27 protein-coding genes and 3 tRNA genes are annotated in these 23482 nt (G+C 55.2%); 16 read left to right on the top strand and 14 right to left on the bottom strand.

Annotation, left to right across the window (positions count from 1 at the left end; all coding sequences use genetic code 11):
* The first annotated feature begins 62 nt into the window (after nucleotides 1-62).
* Together QQF33_RS08385 and QQF33_RS08390 are read left to right on the top strand one after the other, a co-directional pair.
* Nucleotides 63-389, top strand: a complete 327-nt coding sequence (locus QQF33_RS08385) for an antibiotic biosynthesis monooxygenase family protein (protein ID WP_285150400.1) — start codon at nucleotides 63-65, stop codon at nucleotides 387-389.
* 35 nt (nucleotides 390-424) lie between these two features.
* Complete coding sequence (locus tag QQF33_RS08390; RefSeq protein ID WP_285150401.1) at nucleotides 425-1120, top strand: ArsR/SmtB family transcription factor; 696 nt, start codon at nucleotides 425-427, stop codon at nucleotides 1118-1120.
* Nucleotides 1121-1200: 80 nt separating this feature from the next.
* On the opposite strand, the gene QQF33_RS08395 is transcribed toward QQF33_RS08390, so the two are convergent.
* From QQF33_RS08395 to QQF33_RS08415, 5 genes are all read right to left on the bottom strand, one after another.
* Entirely contained in the window at nucleotides 1201-1629 is a 429-nt protein-coding gene (locus QQF33_RS08395; protein ID WP_100777755.1) for an organic hydroperoxide resistance protein, read from the bottom strand.
* Between the two features lie 84 nt (nucleotides 1630-1713).
* Nucleotides 1714-2166, bottom strand: a complete 453-nt coding sequence (locus QQF33_RS08400; protein ID WP_103949857.1) for a MarR family winged helix-turn-helix transcriptional regulator — start codon at nucleotides 2164-2166, stop codon at nucleotides 1714-1716.
* Between the two features lie 41 nt (nucleotides 2167-2207).
* Nucleotides 2208-2849, bottom strand: coding sequence for a TetR family transcriptional regulator (locus QQF33_RS08405; RefSeq protein WP_285157673.1), 642 nt, complete (start codon nucleotides 2847-2849; stop codon nucleotides 2208-2210).
* 65 nt (nucleotides 2850-2914) lie between these two features.
* Nucleotides 2915-3388 (bottom strand): threonine/serine exporter, encoded by a 474-nt coding sequence (locus QQF33_RS08410; RefSeq protein WP_282493449.1) that lies wholly within the window; start codon nucleotides 3386-3388, stop codon nucleotides 2915-2917.
* On the bottom strand, nucleotides 3379-4155 hold the full coding sequence (locus QQF33_RS08415; RefSeq protein WP_282493450.1) for a threonine/serine exporter family protein: 777 nt from the start codon (nucleotides 4153-4155) through the stop codon (nucleotides 3379-3381). Before QQF33_RS08415 ends, QQF33_RS08410 begins: the two co-directional genes overlap by 10 nt.
* Before the next feature lie 393 nt (nucleotides 4156-4548).
* Between QQF33_RS08415 and QQF33_RS08420 the strand changes: the two genes are divergently transcribed.
* The gene (locus tag QQF33_RS08420; RefSeq protein WP_282493451.1) at nucleotides 4549-5271 is read left to right on the top strand and encodes a helix-turn-helix transcriptional regulator; all 723 of its coding nucleotides are present in this window, start codon (nucleotides 4549-4551) and stop codon (nucleotides 5269-5271) included.
* Nucleotides 5272-5282: 11 nt separating this feature from the next.
* Complete coding sequence (gene bglJ, locus QQF33_RS08425) at nucleotides 5283-5903, top strand: DNA-binding transcriptional activator BglJ (RefSeq protein WP_285145179.1); 621 nt, start codon at nucleotides 5283-5285, stop codon at nucleotides 5901-5903.
* Between the two features lie 34 nt (nucleotides 5904-5937).
* On the opposite strand, the gene QQF33_RS08430 is transcribed toward bglJ, so the two are convergent.
* Nucleotides 5938-6396, bottom strand: coding sequence for a YbaK/EbsC family protein (locus QQF33_RS08430; protein ID WP_282493452.1), 459 nt, complete (start codon nucleotides 6394-6396; stop codon nucleotides 5938-5940).
* A gap of 328 nt (nucleotides 6397-6724) precedes the next feature.
* On the opposite strand from QQF33_RS08430, the gene QQF33_RS08435 reads away from it, so the two are divergent.
* Nucleotides 6725-8068 (top strand): PTS sugar transporter subunit IIC, encoded by a 1344-nt coding sequence (locus QQF33_RS08435; protein WP_100777747.1) that lies wholly within the window; start codon nucleotides 6725-6727, stop codon nucleotides 8066-8068.
* Between the two features lie 76 nt (nucleotides 8069-8144).
* Here QQF33_RS08435 and fhuF read toward each other — a convergent pair whose 3' ends face one another.
* Together fhuF and QQF33_RS08445 are read right to left on the bottom strand one after the other, a co-directional pair.
* Nucleotides 8145-8933: a siderophore-iron reductase FhuF gene (fhuF, locus tag QQF33_RS08440; protein WP_285157674.1), complete on the bottom strand. Its 789-nt coding sequence runs from the start codon at nucleotides 8931-8933 to the stop codon at nucleotides 8145-8147.
* Between the two features lie 98 nt (nucleotides 8934-9031).
* A complete protein-coding gene (locus QQF33_RS08445; protein ID WP_282493454.1) occupies nucleotides 9032-10096 on the bottom strand; it encodes a GGDEF domain-containing protein in 1065 nt (354 codons plus the stop codon).
* 216 nt (nucleotides 10097-10312) lie between these two features.
* On the opposite strand from QQF33_RS08445, the gene QQF33_RS08450 reads away from it, so the two are divergent.
* Complete coding sequence (locus QQF33_RS08450) at nucleotides 10313-10582, top strand: DUF1435 domain-containing protein (protein ID WP_285157675.1); 270 nt, start codon at nucleotides 10313-10315, stop codon at nucleotides 10580-10582.
* Nucleotides 10583-10623: 41 nt separating this feature from the next.
* Here the strand turns inward: QQF33_RS08450 and QQF33_RS08455 are convergent.
* From QQF33_RS08455 to rsmC, 4 genes are all read right to left on the bottom strand, one after another.
* Nucleotides 10624-10710 (bottom strand) — tRNA-Leu (locus QQF33_RS08455).
* Nucleotides 10711-10743: 33 nt separating this feature from the next.
* Nucleotides 10744-10830: transfer RNA gene (locus QQF33_RS08460), tRNA-Leu, on the bottom strand.
* A 29-nt stretch (nucleotides 10831-10859) separates the two neighbouring features.
* Nucleotides 10860-10946: transfer RNA gene (locus tag QQF33_RS08465), tRNA-Leu, on the bottom strand.
* Between the two features lie 156 nt (nucleotides 10947-11102).
* Nucleotides 11103-12131, bottom strand: a complete 1029-nt coding sequence (rsmC, locus tag QQF33_RS08470) for a 16S rRNA (guanine(1207)-N(2))-methyltransferase RsmC (protein WP_282493455.1) — start codon at nucleotides 12129-12131, stop codon at nucleotides 11103-11105.
* A gap of 102 nt (nucleotides 12132-12233) precedes the next feature.
* Between rsmC and QQF33_RS08475 the strand changes: the two genes are divergently transcribed.
* From QQF33_RS08475 to QQF33_RS08510, 8 genes are all read left to right on the top strand, one after another.
* On the top strand, nucleotides 12234-12647 hold the full coding sequence (locus tag QQF33_RS08475; protein ID WP_282493456.1) for a DNA polymerase III subunit psi: 414 nt from the start codon (nucleotides 12234-12236) through the stop codon (nucleotides 12645-12647).
* Complete coding sequence (rimI, locus tag QQF33_RS08480) at nucleotides 12616-13059, top strand: ribosomal protein S18-alanine N-acetyltransferase (protein WP_282493457.1); 444 nt, start codon at nucleotides 12616-12618, stop codon at nucleotides 13057-13059. The genes QQF33_RS08475 and rimI overlap by 32 nt, the downstream gene beginning before the upstream one ends.
* 17 nt (nucleotides 13060-13076) lie before the next feature.
* Nucleotides 13077-13754: a pyrimidine 5'-nucleotidase gene (yjjG, locus tag QQF33_RS08485; RefSeq protein ID WP_282493458.1), complete on the top strand. Its 678-nt coding sequence runs from the start codon at nucleotides 13077-13079 to the stop codon at nucleotides 13752-13754.
* Between the two features lie 91 nt (nucleotides 13755-13845).
* The gene (prfC, locus tag QQF33_RS08490) at nucleotides 13846-15435 is read left to right on the top strand and encodes a peptide chain release factor 3 (RefSeq protein ID WP_285157676.1); all 1590 of its coding nucleotides are present in this window, start codon (nucleotides 13846-13848) and stop codon (nucleotides 15433-15435) included.
* Nucleotides 15436-15739: 304 nt separating this feature from the next.
* Nucleotides 15740-16345: a molecular chaperone OsmY gene (gene osmY, locus QQF33_RS08495; RefSeq protein ID WP_282493460.1), complete on the top strand. Its 606-nt coding sequence runs from the start codon at nucleotides 15740-15742 to the stop codon at nucleotides 16343-16345.
* An 83-nt stretch (nucleotides 16346-16428) separates the two neighbouring features.
* A complete protein-coding gene (locus QQF33_RS08500) occupies nucleotides 16429-16590 on the top strand; it encodes a DUF1328 domain-containing protein (protein WP_002887716.1) in 162 nt (53 codons plus the stop codon).
* Between the two features lie 143 nt (nucleotides 16591-16733).
* Nucleotides 16734-17786 (top strand): patatin-like phospholipase family protein, encoded by a 1053-nt coding sequence (locus tag QQF33_RS08505; RefSeq protein ID WP_282493461.1) that lies wholly within the window; start codon nucleotides 16734-16736, stop codon nucleotides 17784-17786.
* Nucleotides 17783-18565 carry a TatD family hydrolase gene (locus QQF33_RS08510; RefSeq protein WP_285157677.1) on the top strand — a complete coding sequence of 261 codons (783 nt, stop codon included), beginning with the start codon at nucleotides 17783-17785 and terminating at the stop codon, nucleotides 18563-18565. Before QQF33_RS08505 ends, QQF33_RS08510 begins: the two co-directional genes overlap by 4 nt.
* On the opposite strand, the gene QQF33_RS08515 is transcribed toward QQF33_RS08510, so the two are convergent.
* Together QQF33_RS08515 and QQF33_RS08520 are read right to left on the bottom strand one after the other, a co-directional pair.
* A complete protein-coding gene (locus QQF33_RS08515) occupies nucleotides 18560-19420 on the bottom strand; it encodes a YjjW family glycine radical enzyme activase (protein WP_285157678.1) in 861 nt (286 codons plus the stop codon). The genes QQF33_RS08510 and QQF33_RS08515 overlap by 6 nt on opposite strands.
* A complete protein-coding gene (locus QQF33_RS08520; RefSeq protein ID WP_285150409.1) occupies nucleotides 19395-20942 on the bottom strand; it encodes a YjjI family glycine radical enzyme in 1548 nt (515 codons plus the stop codon). The genes QQF33_RS08515 and QQF33_RS08520 overlap by 26 nt, the downstream gene beginning before the upstream one ends.
* Nucleotides 20943-21203: 261 nt before the next feature.
* On the opposite strand from QQF33_RS08520, the gene deoC reads away from it, so the two are divergent.
* Nucleotides 21204-21983 (top strand): deoxyribose-phosphate aldolase, encoded by a 780-nt coding sequence (gene deoC, locus QQF33_RS08525; RefSeq protein WP_285153718.1) that lies wholly within the window; start codon nucleotides 21204-21206, stop codon nucleotides 21981-21983.
* Between the two features lie 134 nt (nucleotides 21984-22117).
* Nucleotides 22118-23440 carry a thymidine phosphorylase gene (gene deoA / locus QQF33_RS08530; RefSeq protein WP_285157679.1) on the top strand — a complete coding sequence of 441 codons (1323 nt, stop codon included), beginning with the start codon at nucleotides 22118-22120 and terminating at the stop codon, nucleotides 23438-23440.
* Nucleotides 23441-23482: the final 42 nt, after the last annotated feature.

Here is a 23482-nt window from a genome sequence, read left to right on the forward strand (position 1 = left end):
CACCGAAGCATCCCTCCTGATTCCCCTGCATGCTCTTCGAATATCACAACGGAGAGCCAACAATGATCGCAGTCCTTTTTGAAGCCCGGGCCGAACCGGCGCATCAGGCGCGCTATCTGGAGCTGGCGGCGGAGCTAAAACCGCTGCTGGCAGATATCGACGGTTTTATCGATATCGAGCGTTTTCAGAGCCTGACCACCGAGGGCAAAATTCTGTCACTGTCCTGGTGGCGGGATGAAGAGGCCATTCGCGCCTGGAAGCAAAACGTTTTTCACAAGGCGGCGCAGGCCGAGGGGCGGGCGTCGATTTTCGCCCATTACCGCATTCGCGTGGTGCAGCTGGTCCGGGAATATGGCTCGGGTGATAAGCCGGAGCAGGGCTCATGCTAAGCTGGTGGCAAAGGTCAATCATACGTGGGCAGCCTGTGCAGAAGAAAAGTTTACCGACTGAAAACAACGACGCGCTGGAGTGTGCCGTCGCGGCGATTGCGGCGGCGATGGCCGATCCGTCACGGGTTAAAATGCTTTGCGCCCTGATGGACGGTCGCGCCTGGACCGCAACGGAACTGAGCGCGGCGGCGGACGTGGCGCCGTCAACCGCCAGCGGGCATCTGGCGCGTCTGGTGGAGGGCAAGCTCATCGTTTGTCTGTCTCAGGGGCGTCATCGCTATTATCGCCTTGCCGGGCATGATGTCGCCGAGCTGGTGGAGCAGATCATGGGGTTGTCCTGGAATCGCATCATGCCGCCGGAAACCACAGCACCGAAAACCATGCGTGAAGCGCGGACTTGCTACGACCATCTGGCGGGCACGATCGCGGTGCAGATTTACGATTTTATGCTGGCGGAAAACTGGCTGGAGCCGGACGGTTCCGCGCTGACCGTGCTCGGGCGCGAACAGTTCCTGAAACTCGGTATTGCACTCAATACTCACTCCCGCCGCAAAGCGTGCTGCGCCTGTCTGGACTGGAGCGAGCGCCGCTTTCATATGGGCGGTGAGGCGGGTGCGGCGCTGCTGATTTTTCTGGAAACGAAAGGCTGGATCCAGCGGGTAGCGGGGTACCGGGAGGTGGTGGTGACGCCTGTCGGGAAAAGTGCCATTCATCAGCATTTTAGCCGCTAGCCTGCCCGGTGGCGCTGCGCTGACCGGGCCTACAAAACCCAAAACGTAGGCCGGATAAGTGCAGCGCCAGCAGGCAATAATTACGCGATGATGTTGAGGGTCACATCAATATTGCCGCGGGTGGCGTTGGAGTACGGGCAAACGATGTGCGCCGCGTCGACCAGTTTTTTGGCTTCCGCTTCGTCCATGCCTGGCACGTGGATGTTCAGTTTGGCTTCGATACCAAAACCGGTCGGCAATGGACCGATACCCACTTCGCCTTCGATAAACGCGTCTTTTGGCAGGGCGATTTTGTCACGGGCAGAGACGAACTTCATCGCGCCCAGGAAGCAGGCAGAGTAACCCGCTGCGAACAGCTGCTCTGGGTTAGTCACTTCGCCGCCCATGCCGCCCATCTCTTTCGGTACGCCCAGTTTGACGTCCAGGACGCCATCGGAAGAGGTCGCACGGCCATCACGGCCTCCGGTGGCTTTGGCTTTGGCGGTATAAACAACTTTTTCTAAAGACATGGCAGGTTCCTCATCTTACGGTTATGTGTACTATTAAATAGTGCACGATATATATGGGTGAACAGAATCTAATTAACTATAGCCTCAGGCGCGATGGAGCTGCTGACGCAGTTGCTCGAGCTGCTGCTTGAGCGCGAGCATGGAATCCGCATCGCACTGCGCGGCGCAGCCGACGGCCTCAGGGATACTTTTTGCCTGCTGCTGGAGCGCGCGACCGTCGTCGGTCAGCGTGACAGCGACCTGGCGCTCATCCTGGCGCGAGCGCTGACGGACAAGCAAACCGGCACTTTCCATGCGTTTCAGCAGCGGGGTGAGCGTGGCGGAATCCAGGAACAGACGCTCGCCAATCTCCGACACCGTGATGTCATCCTGCTCCCACAGAATCAGCATCACCAGATACTGCGGGTAGGTCAGGTTAAGCGGCGCCAGCAGTTGCCGGTACAGCTTATTGAGCGCCAGGTTTGCCGAGTAGAGGGCAAAACAGAGCTGGTTATCCAGCATCAGCGCAGCGGTGGTGTCGTTCGTTTTCGCGTTCATGAAGTGAATATAGGTAGTGCACGATTTAATTGCAAGCGATTTTAAGGGCAGGTGTAGCGAAGGGCTACCTGCACCGCCATTTTGCGATAGTGCTGGCGCTGGGCTTGCTCATCGGCACCGTCTTCAAACAGCAGGGTGAAAGTGTAGCTGTTGGCGACGTAATGGAAGCTAAAGCTGCTGATCAGGCGGTGCAGATCGCGCGCATCGACGGTCTGGTTAAACAGCTGCTTCTCTTTGCCGCGCTGCAGAATTGCTTCCAGCAGTTCGAGCGCGCTGCGGTTAACCTGACGCAGGTAGCTGGATTGCTGCATAAAGCGGCCACGCTGCATGTTCTCCATGCAGATGATGCGAATGTAATCCGGGTGATCGGCGTGATAGTCAAAGGTCGCTTCCACCAGATGGACCAGCGCTTCGACGGGCGGAAGCCCTGACAGGCTAAGCTGCTTTTCGCTGGCGCGGATCTGGGTGTAGACGTACTCCAGCGTCTGGAGATAGAGGTTCTCTTTGTTTTTATAGTGATAAACCACCATGCGTTTGGTGGTGCCAGCTTTCTCGGCAATCTGCTCCATGCGCGCGCCGTTCAAACCGTATTCGGCGAACAGAGTAATCGCGCTCTGAAAAATCTTGTCCTTCAGGCTGAAATCATCATGGTGGTCGGGGAATTCGCTGCCAGGGTTAGCCACTGCCACTCCTTACATCGCCAAACAGAATGCAGGGATTATCGCCATGGCAGCGGGATAACACAAATTCAAACGCGCGGACGCTTTCTGTAGAGCCACAAACCGGGGATCGACAGGCCGATAGAGAGCGCGCCGACGATGGACGAGGCTTTGAGGAAATTGCTCAGCAGCAGGATCATCTGCGGCTCGCTGTAGCCGAAGTGGCTGATCTTCACCGCCGAGATCATCGCGGTGTAGGCGGATATTCCAGGGAACATCGGGATCACCGCTGCCACGGTAAAGACTTTCGGGTGCGCCAGATACCAGCGCGACCACTGAATGCCGATACTACCGACGAGCATTGACGCCATGAATGTTGACCATTCGATGTTAAACCCGGCGGTCATCATCACCATCCGCGAGCCGTGGCCGATCGCGCCGAGCAGCGCACACCAGGGCAGGGCGCGATGGGGTACGTTGAAGACCATCGCAAAACCGACGGCGGGAATGGCGGCCAGCGCCATGTCTTGCGCCAGTGCCAGTAAAAACTCGATTATGCCCATCCGCGCAGCCCCCAGAGTGTCATCGCCATCACCACGCCGATACAGGTGGCGAGGGTGAGTAAACTGGCAATCGCCCAGCGCGCCAGGCCGGTGTTGATGTGCCCTTTGAACATGTCAGCGACGGCGTTTATCAGCGGGAAGCCGGGGACCAGCAGCAGGACGCTGGCCGCCATGGCGACGGTCGGTGTGTTGACGAAAACGGGCAGGCGCAGCAGCAGGCCGGAAACCGTCGTGGCGACAAACGCGGCGATGCAAAAATTGATCTGCGGATGCATGTGGCGCTGCGTCAGCAACTGGCGCACATACATGGCAACGGCGCTGGCGAAAAAGGTCACCACGGCACCGTCCCATCCGCCGTTATTCAGTTTGCAAAAACAGGCGCAGGAGAGCCCGACCATGACCACTACCAGCCAGCGCGGATAGCGCAGCGGCTTGATTTGGTTAAATCGTTTCTCCACGGAGGCCTGGTCCAGAAGCTTATGTTCAGCCATGATTACGATGTGCTGCACTTCCGTCACCACGTGCATATTGATGCCGCGATCCTGATTTTTACGGGTGGACGTCAGGCATTGCCCATCTTTAATGGTGGTCAGCACGATCGCGTTTGAGGAGATCGAACTCTCGACGCTGTCCATCCCCAGCGCCAGGCCCAGGCGTGTGGACAGCTCTTCAACGAGGGCGCTTTCCGCACCGTGTTGCAATAAAAAAAGGCCGCACTGGATGCATAGTCGCGTGGCGGCGCGTTGTGACGACTGATCTGCCTGCATTTGTTGCCCTGAAAATGAGAACTGCCAGATTGCCCCTGAATGTTTACTTTTAGCACAAACCGCGGCCCGTCTGGCTCTGGGTCAGATCAACATTTGTGCAATCAGTTGGGGCGAGGGGATCCCACGGCGTTTTTATTTATTTTATGAATGCCAATCTATTAAATATATAATTTATTAATTTAGTTTATTCTCATTAATATTTTACGCATTCAGTATTATGTTATGCTGTTTTTTGTACTATATTATTCGCTGCTTTAGTGTTTTCTGGATTATAATTGTTCCTGTTAATATAACCTGTACTAATTAATTCAGCGTCGGGATGACACCTGCTTTAGCGCTATGTATTCGTATTAAATGCCATAAAATTAAATCAAGAATGGATTCGGAGGGTCTATGTCACCTGTAAAAGGAAAGTTTGGGATCGTTATAAGTAAAATTCCGGTAATGCAAACCGGTCTCGTTGGCGTGATGACTAATCATTTTCCTGAATATGATGTGGTCTCTAGCCGCTCTCAGGATGAGCTGACGTTACAGCAGCTAAATCGCGCCTCTGTGGTGGTTGCGGATATTTCAGGGGATTACGTCGACCCGCGGGGCGCACTTGAACACTATTATTTATTATTGAGCCAATATCGGGATATCCACTGGATATTTTTGGTCTCGCGCGCCCTGTACCCCCTTGCCGTTGAGTTCCTGGTGCGCCCTGAAAGCACGCTGCTTTCGGATATGGAGCCGATTGAAGGCGTCGTCAATGCCATCCGGGCGGGCAGTGAATATTCAGACCGGATAAGCCAGGCATTGTTATCACCTGACCCGCGAAACGGTGGCGAAGAGTATAAAGCCTCGATAATGCTGACCCTCTCGGAGCGTAAAGTGTTACGTCTTCTGGGGAAAGGCTGGGGAATTAACCAAATCGCGACGTTATTGAAAAAAAGCAATAAAACCGTCAGTGCCCAAAAGAATAGCGCAATGCGTCGGTTATCACTGCACGGTAATGCGGAAATGTACGCCTGGATCAACAGCACGCAGGGAATGAGAGAGCTGAATTTAATCTCAGCCTATGGAGAGCAAAAGGAATGGAAACAAATGCCTCAGGAAGAGATATTGCTGTCGTAGACCAATGCTCAATGAGCGCCGCAGGGCTTGAACACCTTTTTGCACTCGCGCCATTAAGCCAATATCAACTTCATCTGTTTAAAGATTTCGCGAGTTTTAAAACGGCTCTTTCACAAACCCCTTTTTTCTCAGTGATCTATTCGCTCTCAGATGCGCGAGAAGAACGAAGAAACTGTCTGATTTCTCTGCGTGAACTGGCTTATTCACACAGTGAGATACAGCGTATTATCCTGGCGGCAGACGACGCAGAGGCAAGGCTGATTGGTCAGCTGTCGCCTTCTCGTCTGCACGGGATTATCAGTAAATCGGCATCGCTGGCGGAGCTGCAAAATCAGCTTGCCACCCTGCTCAGTGAAACGGGTAGCGTCAATAACAACGAGTTTGTCCACTGGCACGGGAGCCATTGCAGAATGCTCAGCCCAACAGAGCGGGCCATTTTGCGGTATCTGGCGGCGGGCTTTTCGATACCTGAAATCGCGGAGCAGCTTGCGCGTAATATCAAAACCGTTCGCGCTCACAAATATAATGCGATGATCAAACTTGGGGTGAATTCTGACGTCGGTCTTCTGGATGCGGCGGACATTCTGGGGCATCTGCCGATGCGCGAGCCGCAGCTACGGGCTGCGTCATAGCCTGTCTCTGCGCCAGAGGGATCTGGCGCAACGATCAAATGCAGACATCTACCCATTTCGCCGACGTCAGCTCTGCCATTCTTTCTGGCGCGATGCGTACGGCGCTGTGGATGGAGCCCGCGGCAGGCAGCACTTCCTCATATTGTTTTAATGAAATGTCGCAGTACACGGCCAGAGGATTCTCCAGGCCAAAGGGACAGACTCCGCCGACAGGGTGTCCGGTGAGTGTCACCACTTCATCACTGCATAACATCCGCGCTTTCGCGCCAAACACGCTTTTCAGTTTTTTGTTGTCCAGGCGTGCATCGCCTTTGGCGACAACCAGTACCACTTCATTTTTGACCTTCAGTGATAAGGTTTTCGCTATCTGTCCCGGCTCGACGTGATGAGCGGCCGCGGCCAGCGCAACCGTTGCGGTGCTTTGGCTAAGCTCAATGACATCAATATCCGGGGCATTGTCAGCAAAAAATTGTCGTACAGACTGCAAACTCATTGTTATCTCCTGACAAATATCCTGCGTAATCTGTCATAAGAAATTATGCTCTGTAAATATCTCTTAGGTAACAAATATCCTGTTCACCCGATTTCTGGATCGCCTTCACATTCACGGAAACCGGTTACAGTAACCGGTTGCAGAGTGCACGGGAGAGATTAATACTGACGATGTAACTTCCCCTGTATCCCATAATAAGAGTCGATTATGAAACCAATCAGTCCGAGCTGTACCGCTGGTAAACGAACTGGCAAGGTGGTGACACTGATATGTGGAACACCGTGTGGCGCGTTTGCGTCCAAACTGAACGTCTGACAGGAGAGCCACAATGTCTGCCAACCATGCTGCGTTTAATCTTATTTTCCGATTCGTTGAAAACTATGTCAGTCCCGTCGCCGGGCGCATCTCATCCCAGCGTCACGTGATGGCGATTCGCGACGGATTTATTTCCGCGATGCCATTTATGATTGTCGGATCATTCTTGCTTGTCTTTGCTTATCCGCCTTTCTCGCCGGACACCACCTGGGGCTTTGCCCGCGCGTGGCTGGATATGGCGAAACAGTTTGAAGGTCAGATCCTCACACCTTTCGATATGACCATGGGTATCATGTCGATCTACATCTGCGCGGCGATTGCCTACAACCTGGGCAAGCATTACGTGAAGTCGCATCAGCTCGACCCGTTCATGTGCGCGATGCTGTCACTGATGGCGTTTTTGCTGGTGGCTGCACCGAAAACCAAAGGGGCAATGCCGGTCGATAGCCTGGGCGGAACGGGGATCTTTACCGCGATTCTGGTGGCGGTCTACTGCGTGGAAATGATGCGTTTCCTGAAGGCGCACAACATTGGTATTCGTCTCCCGGACCAGGTTCCACCGATGATCAAAAACTCCTTTGATCTGCTGATTCCGGTGCTGGTCGTGGTGCTGACGCTCTATCCGCTGAGCCTGTTTATTCAGTCCCAGTTCGACATGCTGATCCCTCAGGCGATCATGTCCATCTTCAAACCGCTGGTCTCTGCGGCAGATTCTCTGCCTGCTATCCTGCTGGCGGTGCTGATCGGCCACCTGCTGTGGTTTGCCGGGATCCACGGTGCGGCGATTGTCTCAGGCATGCTGCAGATGTTCTGGCTGACCAACCTTGGGATGAACCAGACTGCACTGGCGCAGGGCGCGCCGCTGCCGCATATCTTTATGGAAGCGTTCTGGACTTTCTTCATCGTCATCGGTGGCTCTGGCGCCACGATGGGACTGGTGATCTGCTATCTGCGCAGCCGTTCCGCGCACCTGCGTTCCATTGGCCGTCTGAGCGTGGTTCCAAGCTTCTTCAACATTAACGAACCGGTGATCTTTGGTACGCCGATCGTGATGAACCCGGTGTTCTTCATCCCGTTCCTGTTGGCACCGATGGTCAACGCCGTGCTCGCATGGGCTGCCATGAAGCTGGATCTGATTGGACGCGTGATTTCAGTGGTGCCGTGGACCGCTCCGGCTCCGGTTGGGGCTGCGTGGGCGCTGGGCTGGGACTTCCGTGCGGCGGTGCTGGTGATTCTGCTGGCGCTGGTCTCGGCGATCATCTACTACCCGTTCTTCAAAGTGTACGAGAAGCAGCTTCTGGAGCAGGAAGCTGAAGAAGCACAGCGTGCGGAAGAGGATAGTCAGCAGGTGGCTTAAACAAAAAAGCAAAACGGCAACGCAAGTTGCCGTTTTTAGTGTTTGCGCCCTCTCCCCGTGGGAGAGGGGACTCCAGTTATTTCAGCGTACAATCCCCACACTGCTGCACATCCGGCAGGCGATAGCGCTGACAGCAGGTGCGACGCACCAGCAGCCCGTCGCGCGGTACCACGGTGCGGAACAGCGGGTTATCCTGACCATTTGAGAGCTGTTTGGCAAAGAAGCAGGACTGGCGCAGAGCGTCGACGGTCTCATCACCCAGCACCGCTTTCATCTCCGTCAGATACCAGTGAATCAAATACCCGGTATTACTCCAGATAAGCTTGCCGTTAATCTCACCGGTCTCCTCCAGTGCATTCACCACCGGAATGAGTGCCTGCGTCACCAGCGTTTCCATCCGCTCCTGCGCGGACAGCACCGTGGCATTCCTGTCTTCATGCACGTCAATCCAGAAACAGGCGGCACGGCCGGTCTCATGAAATTCGACAAAGAAATGTTCCGGGGAAAGATCCAGCGCGGCATCCTGAGTTAACAGGGCAATCATCAGCGGCGGCACCATCAGGCCGATGTACCACTGCGCCCACAGGGAGAGCAACGGTTTGTTTTCACGCGCGAGATTTGGCTGGTTGCGATAGATATGATCGGAGTAGACCGCCAGCAAAGACTGCATTTCGGCCGGGCGACGCCACTGCGCCAGCGTCATGGCCTGGTGCGGATGCGCTTCATCCAGCTTGATGAAATCCAGCAGGTAGGCGCGATGTTCGGCGATGGTTTCCCGTACGGAATCCGCAAGCGTCGTACGCCCGGCTGAGAGCGGGGCTCGCCAGAGGATAGGATCAACGATTTGCGCGGAACGTGTGGCCATAGGGAACCAGGATAGGAATCTAAATGATAATGATTGCCAATCCTAGCTATAGAGTAAACCGATCGCAAGCCTTTTGTCGGCAAAGCGAGATGCGGGGCTTATCCTGCCTGCAGCTCAGGGCTAAAGAGGATATTGTTGCGTCCCATGTGCTTGGCTTCGTACAGCGCTTTATCGGCTTTTTCGAGCGCCCCTTCGATATCTTCTGACTCATAAATCGCGATGCCGATACTGATGGTGACGTTCGTCGCCACGCTCTCATTAAACATATGGGGGATTTTCAGGTCGTAAACCTTCTGGCGAATGCGCTCTGCGGTCTGGCGCGCCTGATCGAGCGTGACGCTGGTCAGCAGCACCATAAACTCTTCCCCGCCAAAGCGGGCGACGATATCCCGGGAACGTACCGCGTCGCGGATCCCGGCGGAGACCCGAATCAGCGCCTGGTCGCCCATCATATGGCCGTAGTGATCGTTGTAGGCTTTGAAATGGTCGATATCGAGCAGCAGGACGAAGTGCTCGCCCTGTTCCAGCGTCGGGAGGTTCTCCAGGCGGTTCTGCAGGCCGCGGCGGTTATACAGACCGGTCAGCGGGTCCATCATACTCAGATCGTTCAGCGTTTCTCGCTCCTCAAGCAGCCGATAGAGCAGGTCCTGGGCAAAGCGGTCGTTACGTTTTTGAATGACGTGATGGATCGCAATCCCAATCATCGGCAGGGCGAGAGAGTAGACGATGCGCGGCCAGTGTTCAGGAGGGCTAAACCACAGACAAACGAGAAACGTCGGCAGAGAATGAATGGTAAAGGCTTTGATATCACTCGCAAATGCCAGCGAGCCAATAAACAACACGCTCAACAACGCCACCAGAAGAAAGGTGAACGGATCCTGCGTGATATGCATAAATTTCCAGGCAATATGCCAGGCCCAGATGCCACCAAAGATGAGTGAAATCAGCGGAATATTGATCTGTCGGGTTTTGTTTTTCCAGTGCCAGATGAGTAGCGACAGGCTGAGTGTGAAAATGAGTGCGACGGGCAGGGTGAGCGTATGCACGGTGTACAGCGGATTCAGCACAGTGAAAAGCGCTGACACGGTGTTCAGGAACAAAAATAAACGTAAAGATAACTGATATTTCTTGTGACGTAATGAACGCCAGGATTGTGCTGTCATGTCGGTATTTTTTTAGTAATGCTGAATTAAATCAAACTAATGGCTGCCGATGTGAGTCAAAAACTGCGAAATTATCAGGGGCTAAATTATCAGAAAATTATTATAAATAGTTAACAGGTGTGCAATTTATCACCTTACACATTTCCTGTCATTACGGGAAAGGTAAAGGTTGACGGATTGTGTTGGCCAGTGCTGACAAATGAGAAAACCTATCATATGATATTGGTTATCATTATCTCATTGAGAGAGAAAAACATGTTGAGCAAGGCGCTGGGAAGTGGATGGGGTGTGCTGCTGCCGGGGATCGTTATTGCCGGGCTGACATTCGCCGATCTCTCATTGGATGTCTGGAAAGCGATTATTGTCTCGGGTCTTTTGGTCACATCAGGAATGATCTGGCACAAACAGCTACGACATTTCGTCTTGCTGCCATCATGCGTTGCGTTAATCAGTGGAATGCTGGTGATAATGATGAGTTTGAAATAACAGGGAGAAGCAGAGAGAAATCAGGGAGGAGATAAGATAAGTGGTGCGAAGAGGGGGACTTGAACCCCCACGTCCGTAAGAACACTAACACCTGAAGCTAGCGCGTCTACCAATTCCGCCACCTTCGCACTGTTATCTTATTCTTTTTGATATCGCCTCGTTGGTGCGAGGGGGGGGACTTGAACCCCCACGTCCGTAAAGACACTAACACCTGAAGCTAGCGCGTCTACCAATTCCGCCACCGTCGCCCGGGGAGAACAATATCAAACATGGTTTGTGGTGCGAGGGGAGGGACTTGAACCCTCACGTCCGTAAAGACACTAACACCTGAAGCTAGCGCGTCTACCAATTCCGCCACCGTCGCATACCATCAATACTTAAAAAGTATCGCAACCACGGAGGCGCATTCTAGATGTTTTCAGCTTTCCGTCAACAGATAATTGCCCAGGATGTTTTGATTGCTGCAAAAATGGGCATTTGTATCGCCCGGACCGTGATTCACAGCCGGGCGGACGGGAAATTACTTCTTCGCCTGACGGGTCATCACCGTGCGGTAGACTTTAAAACGACCGGTCTGGGCCAGCACTTCGTGGAAGCCAAAAATCTCATCCAGCAGTTTTGGATAAGGCAGGAAGGCGTTGGCCACGATGCGCAGCTCACCGCCGCTGTTGAGGTGACGTACTGCGCCACGGATCAGCGTCTGTGCCGCTTCGAGGCTGGTTTCCATGCCGTCGTGGAACGGCGGGTTGGAGATAATGATATCGAAACGGCCCGTCACTTCAGAGAAGACGTTGCTGGCAAAGACTTCGCCTTCGAATTCATTGGCCGCCAGGGTTGCACGACTCGCTTCCACGGCTGGCGCGCTCACGTCGCACAGGGTCAGGCGCACTTTCGGTGAGTGGCTGGCGAGCACGGCAGACAACACGCCTGCGCCGCAGCCGACATCCAGCACTTTCCCTTTGGTGTGCGGAGTGAAAGTGGAGAGCAGCAGCTGGCTACCCAGATCCAGACCGTCGCGGCTAAAGACGCCAGGTAAGGTCTTGATGGTTAACCCTTCGAGCTGATATTCGCCCCAGGCTTTTTCGGCATCAAATTCCGGCTGTTTTTCCAGACGACCGTGATACAAACCACAGCGGCGCGCGCTGTCGATTTTGTTCAGCGCCGCGTATTCCGCCAGCATCTGCTCTGCGCTACGCACGCCGCTGCGGTTTTCGCCGACGACGAAAACATCACTGCCCACCGGCATCATCGACAGCAGGTTCATTAGCTGGAACTGGGCTTCAGGTTTGTTCTTCGGCCAGTAGTAGATCAGCGTATCGCAATCGGCGATATCGCTCTGCTCTGCGACCAGGCTGAAACGTGCGCGATCTTCCATCTGACGGCTCAAGACCTGCCAGTGGTGGAATTGCTGGGTATGGGCGCGGCTTGCGGCGCATTCGAAACGGGCAGGCAGATCGTCCTGCATATCTCCGGCAAACAGAATACGGCTTTCTTCGAAATCATCACTGTGACGCAGCAAGACTTCACTTGCCGGGGTAAATGCAGACATGAATTGTTCCTCAATAAACTCAGCCGGGGATTATAGTAGTTTGTTGGCGGATATACGACGAATTTGCTATATTTGCGCGCCTGACAGACAGGAGTTTTCCCTATGACATCCCGACGTGACTGGCAGTTACAGCAGCTGGGTATTACCCAGTGGTCTCTGCGTCGCCCGACGGCGTTGCAGGGCGAAATCGCCATCTCTATTCCGGCACACGTTCGTCTGGTCATGGTGGCCGAAGAACTTCCTGCACTCACTGACACGCTGGTCAGCGACGTTCTGCGCACCTTAAAAGTGAGCGCAGATCAGGTGTTACAGCTGACGCCCGATCGCGTGGCGATGCTGCCGCCGGAGAGCCGCTGCAACAGCTGGCGGCTGGGCGTAACGGAGGAGACTCCCCTTGAGGGCGGTCAACTTCGCACGGCCGCACTGGAAGAATTGAAAGCAAACCCAAAGGCGCGAAGCGCGCTATGGCAACAAATCTGCGAATATGAACACGATTTCTTCCCTCACGACGACTGATCTCGCATCAGCGTTCGCGATTGAAACGCGCGCCCACGCTTTTCCGTGGAGCGAAAAAACATTTGCCAGCAATCAGGGTGAGCGCTATTTAAATTTCCGTCTGGATGTCGAGGGTGAAATGGCCGCGTTTGCCATTACCCAGGTCGTGCTGGACGAAGCGACGCTGTTTAACATCGCCGTCGATCCCGCGTATCAACGCCGGGGATTAGGCAGAGAACTGCTGGAATTTTTGATTCGCGAGCTGGAGACGCGTGACGTCTTCACCCTGTGGCTGGAGGTTCGCGCCTCCAATACCGCCGCCATCGCACTCTACGAAAGCTTAGGTTTTAACGAGGCGACAATTCGCCGTAACTACTACCCGACTGCCGAGGGACGCGAAGACGCCATCATCATGGCGCTACCGCTTGGATAACGAATAAGGTTGTAACGATGAAATGGGACTGGATTTTCTTTGACGCCGACGAAACGCTGTTTACGTTCGATTCGTTTGGCGGCCTACAGCGGATGTTTTTAGACTACAGCGTCACCTTTACCGCAGAAGATTTTCAGGACTATCAGGCGGTGAATAAGCCGCTTTGGGTGGATTACCAGAACGGTGCCATCTCGGCGTTACAGCTCCAGCATCAGCGTTTTCAGGGCTGGTCTGAGCGTCTGAACGTCTCTCCCGGCGCGCTGAATGAGGCGTTTCTCAACGCGATGGCCGAGATTTGCGCGCCATTGCCAGGGGCGATTTCCCTGCTGAACGCGCTTAAAGGCAACGTGAAGCTTGGCATCATCACCAACGGCTTTACCGCTCTGCAGCAGATCCGCCTGGAACGCACGGGCCTGCGCGATCATTTCGATGCGCTGGTGATCTCCGAGCAGGTGGGCGTGCCCAAACCCGATCCGCGTATTTTTGACTATGCGCTGGAAAAAGCCGGTCATCCCGCTCGCGAGCGCGTGCTGATGGTCGGGGACACCGCCGAGTCCGATATTCTGGGCGGGATGAAGTCCGGTCTGGCGACCTGCTGGCTGAACGCGCACGATCGCGCGCTGCCGGAAGGTATCGAACCGACCTGGACCGTATCGTCATTGAACGAACTGGAGCAACTCCTGTGTAAACAATGATTGCCTGCCCCCCATTGATGGGTAAAATAGCCGCAATTTCGTATTCCATGATGCGTGGCCTCTGGCCGCGCTTATATAAGAAGATTTGATTATGACGTTGTCTCCTTATCTGCAAGAGGTGGCGAAGCGCCGTACTTTTGCCATTATTTCTCACCCGGATGCCGGTAAAACGACCATCACCGAAAAGGTGCTGTTATTCGGACAGGCGATTCAGACCGCCGGTACGGTAAAAGGCCGTGGCTCCAGCCAGCACGCGAAATCCGACTGGATGGAGATGGAAAAGCAGCGTGGTATCTCCATTACCACCTCCGTGATGCAGTTCCCGTATCACGACTGCCTGGTGAACCTGCTCGACACCCCGGGCCACGAAGACTTCTCCGAAGATACCTACCGTACCCTGACGGCGGTTGACTGCTGTCTGATGGTCATCGACGCCGCGAAGGGCGTTGAAGACAGGACCCGTAAGCTGATGGAAGTCACCCGTCTGCGCGATACGCCGATCCTGACCTTCATGAACAAACTCGACCGCGACATCCGCGATCCGATGGAAGTGATGGATGAAGTGGAGCGCGAGCTGAAAATCGCCTGTGCGCCAATCACCTGGCCGATCGGCTGCGGTAAGCTGTTCAAGGGCGTTTACCACCTCTATAAAGATGAAGTGTACCTGTACCAGACCGGTAAAGGTCACACCATCCAGGAAGTACGCATCGTGAAAGGTCTGGACAACCCGGATCTGGACGTTGCCGTTGGCGAAGAGCTGGCCAATCAGCTGCGCGATGAGCTGGAGCTGGTCAAAGGCGCCTCTCACGAATTCGACAAAGAGCTGTTCCTGGCCGGGGAAATCACGCCGGTGTTCTTCGGTACTGCACTCGGTAACTTTGGTGTGGACCATATGCTCGACGGTCTGGTCGAGTGGGCGCCGCAGCCGATGCCGCGTAAAACCGACACCCGTCTGGTGGAAGCCGCAGAAGATAAATTCACCGGTTTCGTCTTTAAGATTCAGGCCAACATGGACCCGAAACACCGCGACCGCGTGGCCTTCCTGCGTGTGGTTTCCGGTAAGTACGAGAAAGGCATGAAGCTGCGCCAGGTGCGCATCGGGAAAGACGTGGTCATTTCCGACGCGCTGACCTTCATGGCGGGCGACCGTTCGCACGTGGAAGAAGCGTATCCGGGCGACATCATCGGTCTGCACAACCACGGCACCATCCAGATCGGCGACACCTTCACCCAGGGTGAAATGATGAAGTTCACGGGTATCCCGAACTTCGCGCCGGAACTGTTCCGTCGTATTCGCCTGAAAGATCCGCTCAAGCAGAAACAGCTGCTGAAAGGTCTGGTCCAGCTCTCCGAAGAGGGCGCGGTGCAGGTCTTCCGCCCAATCGCCAACAACGATCTGATCGTCGGCGCGGTGGGTGTGCTGCAGTTTGACGTGGTGGTTGCGCGTCTGAAAAGCGAATACAACGTGGAAGCGATTTACGAATCCGTCAACGTGGCAACCGCGCGCTGGGTCGAGTGTTCTGACGTGAAGAAATTCGAAGAGTTCAAACGTAAGAACGAAATCCAGCTGGCGCTGGATGGCGGCGATAACCTGACCTACATCGCCCCAACCATGGTCAACCTGAACCTGACGCAGGAACGTTATCCTGACGTGCAGTTCCGTAAAACTCGCGAGCACTAATCCCCTCTCAGAGCACGGCGTCTGCCGTGCTCTTCTTAAACTCCTGCTTTATTAATCCCTTGCGGAATGTTCTTAATTCAACGCGTTTTCAGCGTAATTGCTCGTTTTTTCCCCGATTCTGAAAGCGGCTTTGTCAATGTGATCTATATTTAACTCAGTGTTTAACACCGGGCGCGGATGATAGTTCTGTTCAATGCGTGTTCATGAGTCTCTCATCCCGACCCTGTGTTTATTCGCAAAATTAAAAACTAGTATGAAGGGATGTTTGACGCTCAACTTCCGAGCAAACTACAGGAATACATCGATGAATATGACAAGCCTGAAGATTTCTAAAACTCTGTTAGCCGTTACGCTGAGTGGCCTTCTGGTCAGTGGTTCTGCACTTGCTGAAAACAGCGTGCAATCCACCGCGGATAGCGCAGGGCAAAAAATCGATAGCTCTATGAATAAAGTCGGTAATTTCATGGATGACAGCTCTATCACAGCAAAAGTGAAAGCGGCTCTGGTGGATGATGAAAACATCAAGAGCACCGACATTTCCGTAAAAACTGATAAGAAAGTGGTCACCCTGAGCGGCTTCGTTGAGAGCCAGGCGCAGGCAGAGCAGGCCGTTACCGTAGCGAAAGGCGTTGAAGGCGTCGCTTCCGTCAGTGACAAACTGCATGTGCGTGATGCCAAAGACGCGTCCGTGAAAGGTTATGCGGGTGACACAGCAACCACCAGTGAAATCAAAGCTAAACTATTAGCTGATGACATTGTGCCGTCACGTAAAGTGAAGGTGGAAACCACTGATGGTGTGGTTCAGCTGTCCGGTACGGTTGATTCCCAGGCGCAGGTTGAACGCGCTGAAACTATCGCTAAAGCCGTCGATGGCGTTAAAAGCGTCAAAAACGATCTGAAAGCGAAATAAGAACGACTTTTGGACAAAACGCTTGTGAGCACCTGAGCGCTCACATATAGCGGCTGACATTAACTATGGTTAAGGAGAGTTTTATGTTTCGTTGGGGCATTATATTTCTGGTTATCGCGTTAATTGCCGCCGCTCTGGGCTTTGGTGGTCTGGCGGGTACAGCGGCCGGTGCGGCGAAAATTGTCTTCGTCGTCGGTATCATCCTGTTCCTGGTCAGCCTGTTTACCGGACGCCGTCGTCCCTAGCTAAGCGTAATCAGCCTGTCGGAAAGCAACGCCGACAACACCACACTCAAAGCCAGTCCTCGCGACTGGCTTTTTCTGGTTTGAGTCATGGGGCAAGTTTGCGCTACTGTGTAATCATATAAAAACGAAAAACAGGTGCAGCAGTGGGCCAGAGAATTCCCGTTACGCTCGGCAATATTGCGCCGTTGGCGTTAAAACCTTTTCGCGTCGGACGACTCGCACTGGTGTGCGAAGGCGGTGGGCAGCGCGGCATCTTCACCGCAGGGGTGCTGGATGAGTTCATGCGCGCGCAGTTTAACCCTTTCGATCTGTTTTTCGGCACCTCCGCCGGGGCGCAAAACCTCTCCGCCTACGTCTGTAACCAGCCCGGCTATGCGCGCAAAGTCATTATGCGCTACACCACCTCACGCGATTTCTTCAATCCTCTGCGCTTTGTGCGCGGCGGAAATCTTATCGATCTCGACTGGCTGCTCGACTCCACCGCCAGCCAGATGCCGCTGGCAATGGACACCGCGTCTCGCCTGTTCGATACGGGCAAAGAGTTCTGGATGTGCGCCAGCCGGGGCGATGACTACACGCCGGGCTACTTCTCGCCGCAAAAAGAGAACTGGCTGGATATTCTGCGCGCCTCCAGCGCGATCCCCGGTTTCTACCGCACCGCCGCGGCGCTCGATGGGATCAACTATCTGGACGGCGGGATCAGCGATGCGGTGCCGGTTCAGGAAGCCGCGCGGCGCGGAGCACAAACCATCGTGGTGATCCGCACCGTGCCGTCGCAGATGTACTACACCCCGCAGTGGTTTAAGCGGATGGAAAAATGGCTGGGGGACAGCAGTCTGCAGCCGTTGGTCAACATCGCCAATTTGCATGAAACCAGCTACAGCGCGATGCAGCGCTTTATTGAAAAGCCGCCGGGCAAGCTGAAAATCTTCGAAATTTATCCGCCGAAACCCCTCAACAGCATGGCGTTGGGCAGCCGTATACCTGCGCTGCGTGATGACTACAAAACCGGGCGTTTGTGCGCGCGCTATTTCCTCGCGACCGTCGGCAAACTGCTGGCCGAGCGTCCGCCGATCCACCGGCATAAGCGCATCATCACGCCACCGGCGATTGTGGCCAACGACGCCCTGACAATGCCGCTGGTGAATGCCCCGCAGGCCAACGACACGACCTTTGACAATGAGGATCTGGCGTGACTTTCCGCTTTGTCGACACCCACTGCCACTTCGATTTCCCGCCGTTTACCGGCCATGAAGCGCAAAGTATTCAGCAGGCGGCCAGGGCAGGTGTGCAGGCGATTATCGTGCCCGCCATCGAAGCGGCGAATTTCGACCGGGTGCTCGATCTGGCCCGAACGCATTCCGCGCTCTACGCCGCGCTGGGCCTGCATCCGATTGTGATTGAAAAGCATCAGGATGCGCATCTGGATCAGCTTGAAAATTGCATTCGCACTGCCGGAGAAAAGCTGGTGGCGATAGGCGAGATCGGGCTCGATCTTTATCGCGAGGATCCGCATTTCGATCGCCAGCAGGCGCTGCTGGACGCGCAGCTTAAACTGGCGAAACGCCACGATCTGCCGGTGATCCTCCACTCGAGGCGCACCCACGACAAACTGGCGATGCATCTCAAACGCGCCGATCTGCCGCGAACGGGCGTGGTGCACGGTTTTTCCGGCAGCCTGCAGCAGGCGCAGCGTTTCATTGAACTGGGCTACAAAATCGGCGTCGGCGGGACGATTACCTATCCGCGCGCCAGCAAAACCCGTGACGTGATGGCGCAATTACCCCTTTCATCCCTGCTGCTGGAAACCGACGCGCCGGATATGCCGCTGAACGGTTTTCAGGGCCAGCCCAACCGCCCGGAGCAGGCGGCGCGCGTCTTTACGACTTTATGTGAATTGCGTGAGGAAACCGCTGAAGCGATCGCTGATGCGCTGCTGCAAAACACCCACGATCTGTTTGGCATTACCCTATAGATAGAGCGCCGGGCGAATCACGGTGATCCGGCGTTTTTCCAGCGCGAGGGCCAGAGGTTCGACATCCTCCACTGTTGCGCTGCGCCAGCTGGCCGCTTCGCCATAAACCCCGTGGGCGTGAAAGGCGTTGATGCGTACCGGAACATCCCCCAGAGCGTGAATAAAGGCGCTCAACGGCCCGAGATGTTCGAAATAATCGCAACGATCGGGGATCACCAGCAGGCGCAGCTCCGTCAGCCGCTTATGGTGCGCCAGCCAGCGAATGCTGTTTTTGATCTGCGGGTTTTCGCGCCCGGTCAGGAACCGGTGATGTTCGTTATTCCACGCTTTCAGATCCAGCATCGCGCCATCCAACACCGGCAGCAGTTTTTGCCAGCCGGTTTCACTCAGCAGACCGTTACTGTCCACCAGACAGGTGAGATGCTTGAGCTTTTCATCCGCCTTGACGGCACTGAACAGCGCCACCAGAAACGGCAGCTGGGTGGTGGCTTCCCCACCGCTGACGGTGATCCCTTCGATAAACGGCGCGACCTTACGGATCTGCCCGAGGATCTCCTCCACGCTAAAGCGGTGCGCCATCGGCGTGGACTGCTGCGGGCAGACGTGCAGGCAGGTATCGCACTTCTGACAGTCGCTCTCCTGCCACCACACCCGCCCGGCCTGAAGGGTCAGGGCATCGTTCGGACAGTGCACCACGCAGTCGCCGCAGTCATTGCAGCGACCAATGGTCCACGGGTTGTGGCAGGTTTTGCAGCGCAGATTACACCCCTGCAGGAACAGCGCCAGGCGGCTGCCCGGTCCGTCCACGCAGGAGAAGGGGATAACCTGACTAACTAAAGCGCATCTGCTGTTCATGGCTGATCACGCGCGGCTGACGTTCAAGGATACGGGTATTGCGTGCGGCCTCTTCCCCGAGCCACGTGGTGTTGGTGCGAGAGCCCTCGGCGCGGTATTTCTCAAGATCCGACAGACGCACCATATACCCGGTGACGCGCACCAGATCGTTCCCGGCGACGTTGGCGGTGAACTCGCGCATCCCGGCGTTAAACGCCCCGAGACAGAGCTGAACCACCGCCTGCGGGTTACGCTTGATGGTTTCGTCCAGGGTCAGGATGTCGCTGATGCCCGAATGATAATGTTTGTGATGCGGCGCGACGGCCAGCAGATGACTGATCGGGTCTGGCTCGTCGCCGTACGGCAGACGCGCTCCCGGCGTGGTGCCGGAATCCGAGCTGATACCCGACTGGGCATGCAGCATCGCGCGCTGTTTCCAGCCGTGTTTCACCGGCGTGTTTTCAACAAACGCTGCCAGCTGTTCGCTGATGCGATACCCCAGCGCATTGGCCCGATCGTCTTTGCCGTAACGCCCGTCCAGCCCGGCTTTCTCGCACAGGGTATTCACCGCTTCGGCCAGACCGTACATGCCAAACATCGGCACAAAACGATCCGCATCAATCAGCCCCTCTTTCACCAGGAAGCTATTCTCAAAGAAGCCAGATCCCTGATAAAGGAAATCACAGCGCGCATCAATGATGGCGATCTGCTGCTGGCAGTAGTGCGGTAGCGTGCGGGTAAAGAAATCTTCCACCGATTCGCTGCTCTCGGCGATGGCCTTGAGATTGAGGCGAACCAGGGTGCTGCCACCGCCAGCCAGCGGCAGGGAGTTGTAACAACTCACCACGCCATAACGACCTTTTGTGAAAATTTTATCATTCACCGGACCATTAGAAATATGCGGTTTACTGCACTCGCAAATATTTTTTGCGACGCTTAACAGCAAATCGTCCGGCGTGATTTCCGGGTCGTAGATGAAAGTGAGATTCGGTGCAACCTGCTTCAGCTCTGCATCTGCGCGTAAAATAGCGCGCGTGACGGGGGTATCGGCAGGGCCGATGTTGGCGTGCATAAAGGCGTCGGGCAGGGTGCGGTCGAGGTAACGCCAGAAACGTTTTATTCGGCTATCGATTTCGTCTTGTGTTAGAATTCTAACATAGGGTTGCAGCAGTGCGTCGAGATGGCCGAGAAACACCGGCATCGATGTGACGGATGGAACATGGTGGTAGAGGATAGTCAGTAGCGACAGGGCGTCATCGAGATCTTTCGCCCCTTCCAGCTCTAACCACTCTGAGCCGTTCGCCAGGAATTTGGCGTAGTCCGGCAGAACGTAGCGCGGTTTGTAAGGCGCATGACCTTCAAACATGTCGCAAATAAACCCCTCGTCCAGTGCGGCGCGCGCCGCGGCTGAAAGCGTGGGGTAGGGCAGATTGTTTTCCGCTTCCAGCGCCAGAAAATGGCGTTTCTGCTCAGGCGTCAGTACCGGGCTTGTCACAATTTGCTGGCAACGTTGTTGCATGGCATCGAGACCGGAGGTGGACATGTTCGCTTCCTTTTATTCTGCGGATGATGGGCAGATTGTAGAAACTCATCGTGCGAAGGCATTTGATCCGACGCGGGTGAATGCTGTTTTAGCCAGCAGTTTGAAGAGTAAAGTTTGAAGTTGATCTCATTACAGTAATGCAAATTTGTACGCAGTTTTCATTAACTGTGATGAATGTCGAAGTGTGAATGCGGGTGAATGTTAGAATACTCACAGACCCGCACGGTGAAAATTTATACGGCGAAGCCGTTGGAGAATGTTATGACCGATTTAACCGCAAGCAGCCTGCGCGCGTTGAAACTGATGGACCTGACCACCCTGAACGATGACGACACCAATGAAAAAGTGATCGCATTGTGCCATCAGGCGAAAACGCCGGTAGGCAATACCGCTGCTATCTGCATCTACCCACGTTTCATCCCGATTGCCCGTAAAACGCTGAACGCCCAGGGGACCCCTGACGTGCGTATCGCGACGGTGACCAACTTCCCGCACGGTAACGACGACATCGACATCGCGCTGGCCGAAACCCGCGCAGCGATTGCCTACGGTGCAGATGAAGTGGACGTGGTCTTCCCGTACCGCGCGCTGATCGCCGGTAATGAGCAGGTGGGTTTTGACCTGGTGAAAGCCTGTAAAGATGCCTGTGCAGCGGCCAACGTGCTGCTGAAAGTGATCATCGAAACCGGCGAGCTGAAAGAAGAAGCCCTGATTCGTAAAGCGTCTGAAATCTCTATCAAAGCCGGTGCGGATTTCATCAAAACCTCTACCGGTAAAGTGCCGGTCAATGCGACGCCAGAAAGCGCGCGCATCATGATGGAAGTGATCCGCGATATGGGCGTTTCCAAAACCGTTGGTTTCAAACCGGCGGGCGGCGTGCGTACTGCAGAAGACGCACAGCAGTTCCTGGCGATCGCTGACGAACTGTTTGGCGCCGACTGGGCGGATTCCCGTCACTACCGCTTCGGCGCATCCAGCCTGCTGGCAAGCCTGCTGAAAGCGCTGGGTCACGGCGATGGCAAGAGCGCAAGCAGCTACTAAGTCTTTTATTGCCGGATCTGTAGCGGCGTAGGCTGGATAAGGCGCAGCCGCTATCCGGCATCAATACGACAGCCGGGTGGCGCGTTGCTCACTCGGCCTACAACGGCCTTCTACTCTTTCCCCTGGGGGTTACCGTGTTTCTCGCACAAGAAATTATTCGTAAAAAACGTGATGGTCATGCATTAAGCGACGAAGAAATCCGCTTCTTTATCAACGGTATTCGCGACAACACCATCTCTGAAGGGCAGATTGCCGCCCTGGCGATGACCATTTTCTTCCACGATATGGCGATGCCGGAACGTGTATCGCTGACCATGGCGATGCGGGATTCAGGGACCGTCCTGGACTGGAAAAGCCTTAACCTCAACGGCCCGATTGTGGACAAACACTCCACCGGCGGCGTAGGCGATGTGACTTCCCTGATGCTCGGCCCAATGGTCGCAGCCTGCGGCGGTTATATCCCAATGATCTCTGGCCGTGGTCTGGGCCATACGGGCGGTACGCTCGACAAACTGGAAGCCATTCCGGGCTTCGATATCTTCCCGGATGACCAGCGCTTCCGCGACATTATTAAAGACGTTGGTGTGGCGATTATCGGCCAGACCAGCTCTCTTGCTCCGGCGGATAAACGCTTTTACGCCACCCGCGACATCACCGCGACCGTCGATTCCATTCCGCTGATCACCGCCTCGATCCTCGCTAAAAAGCTGGCCGAAGGTCTGGATGCGCTGGTGATGGACGTGAAAGTGGGTAGCGGCGCGTTTATGCCGACCTACGAACTCTCTGCGGCACTGGCCGAAGCGATCGTTGGCGTCTCCAACGGCGCAGGCGTGCGCACCACCGCGCTGCTGACCGATATGAACCAGGTCCTGGCCTCCAGCGCCGGTAACGCCGTCGAAGTGCGCGAAGCCGTGCAGTTCCTGACCGGCGAATACCGCAACCCGCGTCTGCTCGACGTCACCATGGCCCTGTGCGTGGAGATGCTGATCTCCGGCAAGCTTGCCAAAGACGACGCCGACGCGCGCGCGAAACTGCAGGCGGTGCTGGATAACGGTAAAGCGGCGGAGATCTTTGGCCGCATGGTTGCGGCGCAAAAAGGCCCAACTGATTTCGTCGAAAACTACGCGAAATACCTGCCAACCGCGACGCTGAGCAAAGCGGTGTACGCCGATGCGGAAGGGTTTGTTTCCGCGATGGACACTCGCGCGCTGGGTATGGCTGTCGTCTCGATGGGCGGCGGACGTCGTCAGGCATCGGACACCATTGATTACAGCGTCGGCTTTACCGATATGGCGCGTCTTGGCGACAGCGTCGACGGACAGCGTCCGCTGGCGGTGATCCACGCCAAAGACGAAGCCAGCTGGCAGGAAGCGGCGAAAGCGGTGAAAGCGGCCATTAAACTTGACGACACAGCTCCCGAAACCACACCAACCGTCTATCGTCGTATCACCGAATAGCGGTATACTGATCTGATCGGTTTTTTATGAATTTTTGAAGCA

The organism is Lelliottia wanjuensis (assembly GCF_030238365.1).
Lineage (GTDB): Bacteria > Pseudomonadota > Gammaproteobacteria > Enterobacterales > Enterobacteriaceae > Enterobacter > Enterobacter wanjuensis.